Annotated in this window: 10 protein-coding genes; 7 read left to right on the top strand and 3 right to left on the bottom strand. The window is 70.4% G+C overall.

Annotation, left to right across the window (positions count from 1 at the left end; all coding sequences use genetic code 11):
- Positions 1 to 25: 25 nt before the first annotated feature.
- Positions 26 to 691, bottom strand: coding sequence for an HD domain-containing protein (locus OG787_RS49980; protein ID WP_369031476.1), 666 nt, complete (start codon positions 689 to 691; stop codon positions 26 to 28).
- An 84-nt stretch (positions 692 to 775) separates the two neighbouring features.
- Here OG787_RS49980 and OG787_RS49975 point away from each other — a divergent pair, with 84 nt between their 5' ends.
- The 4 genes from OG787_RS49975 (at position 776) to OG787_RS49960 (ending at position 5,417) form a co-directional block, all read left to right on the top strand.
- On the top strand, positions 776 to 1,732 hold the full coding sequence (locus tag OG787_RS49975) for a GlxA family transcriptional regulator (protein WP_405540114.1): 957 nt from the start codon (positions 776 to 778) through the stop codon (positions 1,730 to 1,732).
- Positions 1,733 to 1,871: 139 nt separating this feature from the next.
- Positions 1,872 to 3,308, top strand: a complete 1,437-nt coding sequence (locus OG787_RS49970) for an MFS transporter (protein WP_405540113.1) — start codon at positions 1,872 to 1,874, stop codon at positions 3,306 to 3,308.
- Complete coding sequence (locus tag OG787_RS49965) at positions 3,305 to 4,858, top strand: MFS transporter (protein ID WP_405540112.1); 1,554 nt, start codon at positions 3,305 to 3,307, stop codon at positions 4,856 to 4,858. The genes OG787_RS49970 and OG787_RS49965 overlap by 4 nt, the downstream gene beginning before the upstream one ends.
- A 73-nt stretch (positions 4,859 to 4,931) precedes the next feature.
- Entirely contained in the window at positions 4,932 to 5,417 is a 486-nt protein-coding gene (locus tag OG787_RS49960) for a DUF2269 family protein (RefSeq protein ID WP_369031472.1), read from the top strand.
- A gap of 56 nt (positions 5,418 to 5,473) precedes the next feature.
- Here the strand turns inward: OG787_RS49960 and OG787_RS49955 are convergent, their stop codons facing one another.
- Together OG787_RS49955 and OG787_RS49950 are read right to left on the bottom strand one after the other, a co-directional pair.
- Positions 5,474 to 6,868 (bottom strand): cryptochrome/photolyase family protein, encoded by a 1,395-nt coding sequence (locus OG787_RS49955; RefSeq protein ID WP_405540110.1) that lies wholly within the window; start codon positions 6,866 to 6,868, stop codon positions 5,474 to 5,476.
- An 81-nt stretch (positions 6,869 to 6,949) separates the two neighbouring features.
- The gene (locus OG787_RS49950) at positions 6,950 to 9,106 is read right to left on the bottom strand and encodes a glycoside hydrolase family 36 protein (RefSeq protein WP_405540108.1); all 2,157 of its coding nucleotides are present in this window, start codon (positions 9,104 to 9,106) and stop codon (positions 6,950 to 6,952) included.
- A 105-nt stretch (positions 9,107 to 9,211) separates the two neighbouring features.
- Here OG787_RS49950 and OG787_RS49945 point away from each other — a divergent pair, with 105 nt between their 5' ends.
- From OG787_RS49945 to OG787_RS49935, 3 genes are all read left to right on the top strand, one after another.
- On the top strand, positions 9,212 to 10,249 hold the full coding sequence (locus OG787_RS49945; RefSeq protein WP_369031469.1) for a LacI family DNA-binding transcriptional regulator: 1,038 nt from the start codon (positions 9,212 to 9,214) through the stop codon (positions 10,247 to 10,249).
- A gap of 115 nt (positions 10,250 to 10,364) precedes the next feature.
- The gene (locus tag OG787_RS49940) at positions 10,365 to 11,699 is read left to right on the top strand and encodes an ABC transporter substrate-binding protein (RefSeq protein ID WP_405540106.1); all 1,335 of its coding nucleotides are present in this window, start codon (positions 10,365 to 10,367) and stop codon (positions 11,697 to 11,699) included.
- 24 nt (positions 11,700 to 11,723) lie between these two features.
- Entirely contained in the window at positions 11,724 to 12,647 is a 924-nt protein-coding gene (locus tag OG787_RS49935; protein WP_369031467.1) for a carbohydrate ABC transporter permease, read from the top strand.
- Positions 12,648 to 12,651 lie beyond the last annotated feature (4 nt).

Below are 12,651 nucleotides of genomic sequence, written 5' to 3'. Positions count from 1 at the left end.
ATGATGGACGGTGTTTGGCTCTTCGCTACTCACCCCACGGCCCGCCGACCACGCCCCGCTCCATGGTGGTGACGCCGTCGGCCGCCCGCTCCTGCGCGAGGTGGAAGGCGAGCGCGTAGGGCGGCGCGGCCGTCTCGGAGCGGGCGCCGTGGGCGAGGACCTGCTCGGCGAGATGGTGGGCCATCCGCAGCCGCGGATACGCGGCATGGATCCGCTCCTGCTCCTCGCTCACGAGGTCGGCGTTCTTGCCGAAGTCGACCCAGATGCCTTCGTAGGTCAGGTAGGTCAGCAGCTCCATGCGTTCGGGGATCTGCGGAGTGGTGTGCAGAGCGATGGCCTCCCAGACCTTGTCGACATCCCTGGCCGGTGCGCCGAGACCGGTCAGCAGTTCGGCGGCGAGATCGGCGCTCTCGATCTCGAACCGGAGCAGGCCCGGCGCGTCCGGACCGGTGCCCAGGTCGTGCAGCACGTTGGCGGCGAAGAGGAGTTCCTCGTCGTAGTCCGCGTCGTCCAGGACGCCCTTGTGGGCGGCGAACAGGCGGGACCAGTAGAAGCCGCGGACGCAGTGGTTCAGCACGGACGGATGCACCGCGGCGCGGGCGGCGGCGAGGCTCGCCTCGACCAACGGCCCGGACGGGAGAGCGAGTACGCCGTCGTGCGGCCTGTTCGAGAGGGCGGGGATGTCGGTCATGACTCGACGCTACGAAAGCGGACCCGGTGCGAAAAGTGGCACTGATGCCATCCATCGCTACTGTCGTGCCACCATGACGAAACCATGACGAACAGACACCATGTCGCCGTGCTCGTACTGCCCGGAGTGCTCGCGCTCGAGTTCGGCGCCGCGACGCAGATCTTCTCGACGGACCCGTACTACGAGCTGACCGTGTGCGCCGAGAACGGGCCCGGATCCGTGCCCGTCTCCGGCTTCGCGATCACCGTCACAGCCGGCGTCGAAGCACTGGAGGGCGCCGACACCGTGATCGTCCCGGGGTACGACGACATCGACACGCCCCATTCACCGGAACTTCTGGCCTCGCTGAGGGCGGCTCACGCCCGGGGCGCCCGGCTCGTCTCCATCTGCACCGGGGTCTTCGCCCTCGCCGCCGCCGGACTGCTCGACGGACGCCCCGCCACCACGCACTGGCGGCACGCCGAGCAGCTGCGCCGGCGCTACCCACGCGTCGACGTCCTGCCGAACCAGCTCTACGTCGACGACGGCGACATCCTCACCTCCGCCGGAGTGACGGCCGGGATCGATCTGTGCCTGCACCTGATCCGCACCGACCTGGGCGCGGCGGCGGCGAACACCCGCGCGCGGGACCTCGTCGCGCCGCCACGGCGGCGGGGCGGCCAGGCGCAGTTCATCGAACAGTTCCGCCCCGAGGCCAGCGGGGACGAACTCGCCCCGCTGCGCGAGTGGATGCTCGACAACCTCGCGGCCGGCTTCACCGTCGACGACCTCGCGGAGCGCGCCCATATGTCCCGGCGGACCTTCATCCGCCGCTTCCGTGAGGAGACCGGCACCACGCCGATGGCCTGGCTGACCGACGCGCGCATCGACCGCGCACGCGAACTGCTGGAGGCGAGCACCGTGCCCGTCGAGCAGGTCGGCCGCCTCTCCGGCTTCGGCGCTCCCGCGTCCCTGCGGGCCGCCTTCCACCGGCATCTCGGCACGTCTCCCCAGGAGTACCGGGCCGTGTTCCGGCACAAGGCGGAGCCGGCGCAGGCCTGAACCGGCGCCGGTCCGGGGGCCGTCCGAGCATTCTTGACAGTTCGTTCCAGAAATCCGTAGGGTTCTTGACAAGGCGGTCCAGAACTATGCCGCCAGCCACTCTCGGCACCCCTCAGAGCCCACGGAACGGACAAGACGCATGTCTTCGCAAGATCAGATGGCCCCTCCGCTGACGCAGAAGGGAGGTGAAGGCTCCTCGAACGCCCGTCCGGCTCTCATCCTCGCCGTGCTGGCCATGGCGAGTTTCCTCGGCCAGCTCGACGTATGGATCACCAACGTCGGCCTGCCGGACATCGGACAGGGCGTGGGCTCGACCTCCCTGTCGGACCTGAGCTGGGTGCTCAACGGCTACGCGATCGTCTTCGCCGCGCTTCTCGTCCCCGCCGGGCGGCTCGCCGACCGCTTCGGACGCAAGAACGGCTTCCTTCTCGGCATGGCCGTCTTCGTGGCGGCGAGCCTCGGGGCGGCGCTGGCCACCGACGTATGGGTGCTGGTCGTCTTCCGTGCCTTCCAGGCGGTGGGCGCCGCCCTGTTGACCCCCGCGAGCCTCGGCCTGGTCCTGACGAGCGCCCCCGCCGACAAGGTGGAGCGGTACGTCAAGATCTGGTTCACCGCGGGCTCGCTGTCCGGGGTGTGCGGACCGATCTTCGGCGGGCTGCTGGTCCAGGCCTCCTGGCGGTGGCTGTTCCTGGTGAACATTCCGTTCGGGCTGCTCGCCATCGCGCTGGCCGCCCGGCTCGTCTCCAACGCCAAGCACGAACAGGACGCCCGTATCCCCGACCTGCTCGGTGGTGTCCTGCTGATCGTGATGGTCGGCGCCCTGGCTCTCGGCATCGTGAAAGCGCCCGACTGGGGCTGGTCGGACAGCCGGGTCGTCACGTCCCTGGCCGTGGCCGTGGTCGGGTTGGTGGCGTTCCTGTTCCGCTCGGCACGGCACCGGGTGCCCGTCGTCGACCTTTCGCTCTTCCGGAACCGGATCTTCGCCTCGGCGAACCTCGCCGGCATGCTCCAACTGGCCTCGTTCGCCGCCCTGCTGCTGTCGTCGATCCTCTGGATGCAGAGCCACTGGCACTACTCCGCCATCAAGACCGGATGCGCCAGCCTTCCCGGCCCGATCGGCTTCGCGCTGGCCGCCACCGCCAGTGAGACCCTCCAGCGCCGGTTCCGGATACCCGCCGGTGTCATAGCGGCGGTCGGCAGCGCGATCGCCTCCGTCGGCATCCTGCTCTTCGTCTTCCTGCTGCACGACGACCCGAACTACCTTTCGGGCGTCCTCCCGTGCTGGCTGCTCTTCGGGTTCGGCGCCGGCCTGGCGCTGCCGACCGTCGTCTCGTCCGCGACCGTCGGTCTGCGCCCCGAGGAGGCCGCCACCGGAAGCGCCATCGTGACCATGTCGACGCAGATCGGCTCGGTCGTCGGCATCAGCATCCTGGTCGCCATGCTCGGCACTGCCTCCGGTGGCGCCGCCCTGGAGACCTACCGGCACGCGTGGCTGGTCGCGATGGCTCTCATGGCCTTCGCGGGCCTGGTGTCGCTGGGTGTGTCGCAGCAGCCGAAGGCGGTGGCGGTCCGATGACGACGTCCGTTCCCACCCAGGCCTCCCCCGTCGGCGGACGGTCCCGCCGGCTCGGCCTTCTGGTGGTCTGCCTCGGCGTGATGATGGCCTTCGTCGACGTCACCTCCACCATCTCGGCCCTGGGCGACATCCAGACCGACCTGCGCGTCACGGCGAGCACGCTGGTGTGGATCACCAGCGCGTACAGCCTCGCCGTCGTGAGCTTCGTGATGTCCGCCGGGACCTTCGGCGACCTCTTCGGCCGTCGGCGTGTGTTCAGCCTGGGTGCCGCCGTCTTCCTGGCCGGCAGCGTGCTCGCCGTCTTCGCCGACAGCGCCGGCATGCTCATCGCCGCACAGGCGATCGCGGGCCTCGGCGGGGCGGCCGTACTGCCGACGAGCCTGGCGATCGTCAGCGCCACCTTCACCGACCCGCACGAACGCACCGCCGCGATCGGCATCTGGGCCGCGTGCTCCGGAGTGGGCCTCGCCGTCGGCCCGATCCTCGCCGGAGCCCTCCTCGAACACTTCTCCTGGCACTCCGTCTACCTCGCCAACATCGTCATCGCCGGCGCGGCCCTTCTCCTCGCCCCGGTCTTCGTGGCCGAGTCCCGGCACCCCACGCGCAGACCCGACCTCGCGGGCCTCGTCCTGGGCACGGTGATGACGGCCTCCGCCACCTACGCGATCATCCAGGGCGGCTCCACGGGATACACCGAGACACCGATCATCACCATGTACGTGGTCTTCGCCACCTCCCTGTTCCTGTTCGTGCGGGTCGAACTGCGCAACCCCGACCCCATGTTGGACCTGAGGCTCTTCCGGAACGCCTCCTTCTCGGCGGTGATGGGAGTGGCCGCGATCAGCGTCTTCGGACTGGTCGGTGTCGCCCTGCTCAGCGTTCTCTACATGGAACGCGTGGGCCGGACCAGCCCTCTCGACGTCGGTGTGCGTCTGCTGCCACTGTTCGGCCCCTTCCTCCTGGTCACCGTGATCGCGGCCCGGGTGCTGGTACGCCGGATCGGTTTGACCCCCTTGATCACCGCGGGTCTGGTCCTCATCGGCGCCGGGTCCCTCACGCTGCTGGCGACCGACGCCTCGGGAGGCTACGGGGCGATGTGGCCCGGGCTGCTCGTCGCGGGCGTCGGCGCGGGCCTGCTGACGGCGCCTTCGACGGCCGCCGCGGTCAACAGTGTCCCGCCGGAGCAGGAGGGCATGGCGGCGGCAGCGGCGAACATGGCACGTCAGCTGGGCACGGTGCTCGGCCCGAGTGTGCTCGGAACGATCGTCACCAGCCGCTTCCCCCGGAACCTGCACGACCGTCTCGTCGAGGCGGACATCCCCTCGCCGCAAGCGGACAAGATCGTGGCGGGTGTGTCACACGGCGGCGGCGCGACCGAACTCCCCGCTGCCCTCGCCCGCGTGGTGGGAACGGCGGTCCCGAGGGCGTTCACCGACGCCGTACACCTGGGCAACCTCATCGGCGGAGTCGTCCTGATCGTCATGGCCGTGCCCGCGGCGATGTTCGTACGGCAGAAGGTGCACGGTGCCGGGTCGTCCACCGAAGCGTGAGCGGTACGTCGAACCAGACCGAACCCGTGCGCCTGACACCCCGCGTCAGCGTGCGTGAAAGAGAGACACCAGCATGGCCGAATTCCTGCTCAGCATCCACGTGCTGGGGGCGATCCTGCTCATCGGACCGGTCACCGTCGCGGCGAGCCTGTTCCCGCGCTTCGCGCGCCAGGCACTGGCCGACGGACCCGGGCAGGAATCGGCCGAGGCCTCGGTCCGGCTGCTGCACCGGATCTGCCGTGTCTACGCCGTGACCGGAATCTCCGTCCCGGTCTTCGGCGTCGCCACCGCCGAGGTGATGGGTGTGATGGACAGCGCCTGGCTGATCGCCTCCGTGGCGCTGACCGTGGTGGCCGCCGTCCTGCTGGGCATCGCGGTGCTCGGCACCCAGGACGCCGTGGTCACCCGGCTCGACACACCTGACCAGCCGTCGATCACCACGGAGGCCCTGGCCGCCCGACTGCCCCGACTCTCGATGATCACCGGCCTGTTCGCCCTCGCCTGGCTGATCGTGGTGGTCCTGATGATCGTCCGCCCTGGCTCGACGACCGGCGCATGACGGCGAAGCCACCCCCGCTGCACTCTTCTGAGCAGGTCAGCGTCCCGTTGACCGGCTCAGGGGGCCGAGGCGGCGGCCCGGTCGAGACCGCGTGCCCGTTTGAAGCGGTCGAGCCCGTCGGACAGGTCGACGATCGGGTCCGGGTAGTCGAGGGCGGCGCGGTCCAGGCCGCGCAGTTTCCACGGCTCGTGCACCACCGGCCCGACCAGCGACCGCAGTTCGGGAACCCAGCGGCGTACGTACGCGCCGTCGGGGTCGTATCTCTTGGCCTGGGTGACGGGGTTGAGGACCCGGTTGGGCCGGGAGTCGGTTCCGGTACCGGCCGTCCACTGCCAGTTGAGCTGGTTGTTGGCGATGTCGCCGTCCACCAGCAGATCCAGGAAGTGCCGGGCGCCGACCCGCCAGTCGACGTACAGCGTCTTGGTGAGGAAGCTCGCGGTCAGCAGGCGCCCCCGGTTGTGCATCCAGCCCTCGTGGCGCAGTTGCCGCATCGCCGCGTCGACGATCGGATAGCCGGTCCGGCCCGCCTTCCACGCCTCGATGTCCTCCTCCGCCTGCTGCCCGGTTCGCCAACTGTCGTGCCGGGTGCGGTAGTCGGAGGCGGCGGCCGCCGGGCGGGCGGCAAGCACCTGACGGTGGAAGTCGCGCCAGGCGAGCTGCCGTACGAAGGCGTCGGCGCCCGGACCGCCCACCCGGCGGGCCCGGTGGACGAGTTCGACGGCGGAGAGCGTGCCGAGGTGCAGATGCGGGGAGAGCCGGGAGGTGGCGTCGCCGGCCAGGTCGTCATGGCCGTCCTCGTACGACGTCACCCCGCCGCGCAGCCACGCGGTGAGCCGCGCTCGGCCCTCGGTCTCGCCACCTGGGGCGAGCCCCTCCGACAGTCCGCGCAGGTCGCTCCGGGAGGGGAGGGGCTCGGATCCGATGCCGTCCGGCACGCGGACCGTCCGGGGCGCCCGGAGTGGGTCCCGCAGCTGCTGCCGCGACCAGTGGCGGAAGTACGGCGTGAAGACGGCGAAGTGGTCCGAGGCCGCGGGGACCACTGCCCCCGGGGCCACGGCGGCGGTCACCGTGTCGTGCACGAGCAGCCGTACGCCGTCCGCCTCCAGAGCGCGGCGCAGCCGGTCCTCCCGGCGGCGCGCGTGACCGCTGACGTCGGCCGCCAGATGCACCTCGTCGGCACCCGCCTCGGTGGCGACCCGGCACACCTCACCGACAAGATCGCCGCTGCGCACGACCAGCCGTCCGCCCCGCTCGCGCAGACCGGTGTCGAGATCGCGCAGACAGTCTGCGAGGAAGGCCAGCCGGTTGGGTACGGCGAACCCGGCGCCGTCCACGGCCCGGTCCCGCACGAACAGCGGAACGACCGCGCGTCCACCGCCCTGCGCCGCCCGCAGCGGTGGATGGTCGTGCAGGCGGAGGTCGGAGGTGAACAGGACGACCGAGACGTTCATGACGCGCACTCCAGGTAGTTCATGTCCCCATAAATACCCCAGCGCGCCTGACTCTTCGAAGCGACTCCCTCTGCCCTTTGCCTACGCGTCCGAAGTCAGCCGGATCAGCACAACAGCCGGTGTGCGCGGCAGCGACACCCTCACCCCGCCCCCGTCCCAGACCGCCGACCCGCCGCCCGGAGCGGACGGGTGCAGGATCTCCGCACGGACCTCCCGGCCCGCCAAGTGCCCGACCGGCACACGGAGTTCGCCCTCTCCGCCACGACGCCAGACCGAGACGTACGTCGTACGGCCACCCGGCACCCGCATGCCCAGGGCCAGCCATTCGTCCCTCCACCCCGGCAGACCGAGCGGCCAGAACGGCACGGCCTCCGCGAGGTCTCCGCGGAGTGTCTTGTAGACGGCCACCGCGTCCCGTACGAGCGCCAGTTGGTGTTCCGACATCCGGTCCAGATGGCCCGACAGGTGGATGCGGCCGAGCAGTGCGCCGCCGAGGGTGAAGGTGATCAGGTCGTCGTCGTACCCGGGTTGTGGGTAGGCCCAGACTGCGCCCTGTTCGGGCGGGACCGCTGTCGGCGCGGCGGCGGCGATCGGCGGGAAGAGCAGCGGGTCCTGCTGGTCGCTGGTGGACTGGAGTTGGGTGACGGCGAGGGTGGCGCCGTCCATTCTCATTCCGCCCGAGGCGCAGTTCTCGATCACCAGGCCGGGGTGGCGGTCGAGCACCTCGGCGAGCCAGTCCAGGTATGCCTGGGCGTGGCCGAGCAGGCCGGCTCCGGGGGCGATGTCGCCGGGGGCGCAGGTTCCCGGGTCGACCACGATGTTGTAGTCCAGCTTGAGATAGCCGACGCCCCAGTCGCCGACGATACGGTCGACGGTCTTGTCGAGGTGGGCCCGGGCGGCGGGGTGGCGCAGGTCGAGCTGGTGGCGGCCCTGTTCGGTGATGCGTACGCCGTCCCGCTGGAAGAATGCCTCCGGCGGGAGTTCGGACGCGACCGGGCTGCGGACGCCCACGACCTCCGGCTCCAGCCACAGGCCCGGCTCCATGCCTCGCTCCCTGATCCGGTCCAGGACCGCCCGGATCCCGCCGTCGGGGAAGCGGCGCGCCGAGGGCAGCCACTCGCCGACGCTGTCCCACCAGCCCTCGGTGCTGTCGTCGTACCAGCCGGAGTCGACGCAGAAGTACTCCGCCCCGGCGTCGGCGGCGGCGTCGATCAGCGGGAGCAGTTTCTCCGTCGTGGGGTCACCCATCAGGGTGTTCATGTAGTCGTTGAAGACGACCGGCAGGGTGGTGTGGTCCGGGTGCGGGCGGCGTACGGCACGGCGGTACGAGGTCAGGGCGGCGAAGGCGTCGTCCAGTCCGGAGTCGAGGGCCAGGACGCCGGGCACGGTGGTGAGTTCGGCGCCGGGTGCCAGTCCGACCCGCCAATGGTGTTCCGCGTCCGTGGGGCCGTTCAGCGCCAGAGTCGTGCCGTGGTCGCGTTCGCCCAGGTCCCAGCGCCAGCCCGCCGGGGACTCGATCTGCCACAACCAGGCCCGGTCGCCGCCGCGTTCGGTGAGGGCGCCCATCGCGAGGTGCCCGTCGGTGGGCCAGCTGCCGCGCCCTGTCAGGGTGAGCGCCGCCCGGCTGTCGTGCTGGTGGACGTCGACATGGATGTCGGCGACGGTGTCGCGCAGCGGCTCGGTGGACCAACGGCACTCCGCCAGCCAGTCGTTGCGGGCGCGGTGGATGTCGAGGCCGTCGGGCGAGGGGAGGCCGCCGAGCAGCAGGCTGCTGACGGACTGGACGACGATCGGCTCCTCCCCCTCGTTGCGGAGGCGGACGCGGGAGCGCAGCACGGGCAGTCCGACGGGCGAGGACAGTTCGACGAAGGCGGTCAACGCGGTGCGGGGGTCGTGGAGTTCGACGGTCAGGTGCGTCCAGCCGTCGTGTTCGTGGGTGGTGTGGGCCCGGTGGCGCATGCGGGCGCCGAGGGCCGTACCGGTGAAGCGGGGGCCCGACCAGCCGCTGCCGTGACCGAGGGCGGTCACCTCGACGAGGTGGAGGGGGGCGTCCGGGCGCGGGTCGCCGACCGGGGGCCCACCGCTCGAACGGGACTCGGGGCCGGTCAGCCGGACCAGCCGCAGGGTCTCGTCGTCGCCGGTCGCGAACTCGGCCTCCAGAGCACGGTGTCCCCAGACGAAGTGCGGCTCAGCGGTGGTGCGGGGTGCCGTGCCCGCCGTGTCCGACGTACCGGTCAACGTCTTCCCCTCCCGATGCCGCCTGGGTCGGCGGTCTGCTTCCGCCGGATGAATCAAACGTTACGGTCTCTTGACGACCCCCATGTGACCGGTCACAATCCTGGCATGAATGTGACCGGTCACACAAGACGCTCAGTGAGCATCCGGGATGTCGCGAGCGCGGCCGGAGTCTCGTACCAGACCGTCTCCCGGGTGATCAACGACAGCCCCAGCGTCAAGCCGTCCACCCGTGACAGGGTGCTCGCCGTCATCGACGAACTGGGGTTCCGGCGCAGCTCCGCCGCGCTCGCCCTGGCCAGCGGACGCAGTCGCGCGGTGACCGTGCTCACCTCCAACACCACGCACTACGGCTACGCCTCGATCCTCCAGGGCATCGAGGAGGCCGCCCGAGCCGCCTCGTACGCCGTCGGGGTCGGCGTCCTCGAATCGGCCGACGAGGCCGCTGTCGCCGCCGAGGTGCGGCGGGCGGCGGACGCGGGCGGCGGACTGATCGTGATCGCGTACGATCCGGCCGGTGTACGGGCCCTGGGCGCCGTGCCCGCCGAACTCCCGGTCGTCGGTGTGGTGGAGACCCCCGCGAGCCCGCCCGGCGGCGACCGCCCCTGGGTGTGGACCGACGACCGCGAGGCCGCGTACGAGGCGACCCGGCATCTGCTCTCCCTCGGCCACGAGACCGTGCACTACGTCGCCATCCCGTCCAGCACCCGGCGCACCAGCGCCCGCACGACCGGCTGGCGGCAGGCGCTCAGGGAGGCCGGAGCGCCGGAACCCCGTCCCGTACAGGGGAGTTGGGGCCCGGCGGGCGGTCACGCGGCTGGCCTGAAGCTCGCGAAGGACGCCGGTGTCACCGCGATCCTGTGCGGCAACGACGACCTCGCGCTCGGGGTGATCCGCGCCCTGCACGAGACGGGCCGCGCGGTCCCCGGCGAGGTGAGCGTGGCCGGGTTCGACGACGCCCCGCACTCCGCCTATCTGACCCCGTCGCTGACGACCGTACGCCTGGACTTCACCGGCCTCGGGCGGTCCGCGTTCGCCCTGCTGCACGGCGTACTGGAGGAGTCCGCGCAGATCGCCCCGCATCCCGTCTCCGTACCGGAACTGCTGGTGCGGGAAAGCTCGGGCCCACCTCCCGGGCGCGGGTGAACCCCACTCCCCCTACGGCTCACTTGCTCCGCCCGATCGCACTTCCTCAGCCGGACCGCCGGACCGACCGCCTGCCCGATCCGCCCATCTGAGCCCGTTCGCGAAAGGCACCTCAATGTCGAGAAGAGCCCTCCCCGCACTGGCGTTCATATGCGCCGCCGCCCTCTCCGCCACCGCGTGCAGTGACCCGACCGTCGGTGACTCCGGTTCGTCCGCCGAGTCTGGCGGCACGCAGTCGAAGGTCGACCCGACCGCCCGGCTGGACGGCGTGAAGCTGACCATGTGGACCGCGCAGAACACGCTCAACGCGCCGAAGCAGGTCATCGACGCCTTCGAGAAGGCCACCGGGGCCGAGGTCGAGACGCAGGCGATCCCCGACCTGTACGAGCAGAACGTGCCGACGAAGCTCGCCTCGGGCGACCGGCCCGACCTGATGTTCTGGCAGCCGTCCATCTCCACACTGCCGTTCGTCCAGCCGAAGCAGAACCTTCTCACCCTCGACGGGGAGGAGTGGGTGTCGAAGCTGGGCGACACCGAGAGGTCGCTCGGCGTGATCGACGGCAAGCGGTACGCGGCGATCGTCACCAGCCCCGCCATGCTCGGCGTCTACTACAACAAGGACGTCTTCAAGGAGGCCGGGCTCACCGAGCAGAACTTCCCGAAGTCGTACGACGAGCTGCTGGCGCTCGGCAGGACCATCACGGACAAGACGGACTCGGCCGGCTTCTACGAGGCCGGCGGCGACAAGTGGCCGCTCCAGTGGCAGATGCAGATCCAGCTCACCGACCTCGACAAGCAGTGGTGGGCCGATCTCAACCGGAACAAGGAGAAGTGGACCGACCCGGTCGTCGTCGACGCCATCAAGAAGTACAAGGAGAAGCTGCTCGACGCCGGGCTCGCGCAGAAGAACTACAGGACGGGCACCTTCACCGGGCAGGCCGACGCGCTGTGGAAGGGCGAGGCCGGTCTGGTCCTCAACGTCACTTCCTTCCAGAGCCAGTTGCAGGCCAAGTACTCCACGGCCGAGATCGACCAGAAGATCGGCTGGTTCCCGATCGCCAACTCCTCGGCCACCGGCCTGTACTCCCCCGACCAGACCAACGGTGTGGTCGCGTTCAAGACCGGTGACGAGAAACGACAGAACGCCTCCCGGCAGTTCCTGGCCTTCTGGCTCGGGCCGGACTACGCCGACTACATCAAGGAGATGAAGATCCCGTCCGTGCAGCCGTCCGTGCCGACCCCCGCCGGTCTCCCCCAGGCATCGGTGGCCCAGGTCGCGGCGCTTCCCACGGCCATCGGTGTCTTCCAGGCCAAGGCGATCGTCGCGCCCGACACGCACCTGTACCTCGCCGACATGCTCTACGGCAAGAAGAGTCCGCAGCAGGTCGCGCAGGCGATCCAGGACCAGTTCTCGCAGGTGGCCAAGGCCCAGGCGGCGCCCGGCTTCTAGCCGGGGGAGAGACAAGGGCTTCCGATGGCGGACACGGCCGTACGTACGCGCAACGAGGCACCGACGAGAGGCGAATCCCGGCGGGTGGGGCGGCTGCCGCGCGCCGCCGTCCATCACCCCTGGTGGTTCGCGCTCCCCGCGATCGCCGTCTTCGCGGCCTTCTTCCTGGTGCCGAACCTGCTCAACTTCTACTACCCGTTCACCAATTGGTCCTCGTACCACCCGGACATCGCCTTCACCGGCCTCGACAACTTCACCACCATCGCCGACGACGGCTCCCTGCTGCGGGCGATCCGCACGACCCTCCTCTACGCCCTGCTGGCGGCCGTCTTCCAGAACGGCTTCGGGCTCGGCCTGGCACTGCTCCTTGAGGCGGACACCCGGTTCAACCGGTTCTTCCGCGCCGTCTTCTTCCTGCCCGTGCTCATCTCCGCGCTCGCCACCGGCTATGTCTTCCAGTCCCTGTTCAACCAGGACGGCGCCGTCAACGGCCTGCTCGGTACGGACATCCCGTGGCTCGGCTCGACGACCTGGACGCTGGTCCTGGTCACCGTCGTCCACGGCTGGAAGTGGATGGGCCTGTCGATGCTGATCTATCTCGCCGGGCTCAAGGGCATCCCCGGCGAGATGCTGGAGGCCGCGAAGTGCGACGGCGCCGGGCCGTGGCGGACCTTCTGGTCGGTGCGCTGGCCGCTCCTCGCTCCCGCCCTCACCTTCAACGTCACGACGGCGCTGATCGGTTCGATGAACACCTTCGACATCGTGCAGGCCACGACGGGCGGCGGGCCCGCGGGCTCCACGGAGGTCTTCAACATCTACATGTTCCGGATCTTCGGCCAGGGCCTGTACGCCCAGGCCTCCGCGATGAGCCTCGTCCTCTTCCTGGTCGTCGTCGCCGTCGCCATCCCCCTCGTCATCGGACTGCGCCGAAGGGAGCAACTGCTGTGAGTGG

The organism is Streptomyces sp. NBC_00075, assembly GCF_045041225.1.
Lineage (GTDB): Bacteria > Actinomycetota > Actinomycetes > Streptomycetales > Streptomycetaceae > Streptomyces > Streptomyces adonidis.
The sequence above is the reverse complement of the archived record's forward strand: the minus strand, read 5'-3'. Positions and strand labels throughout refer to the sequence as shown.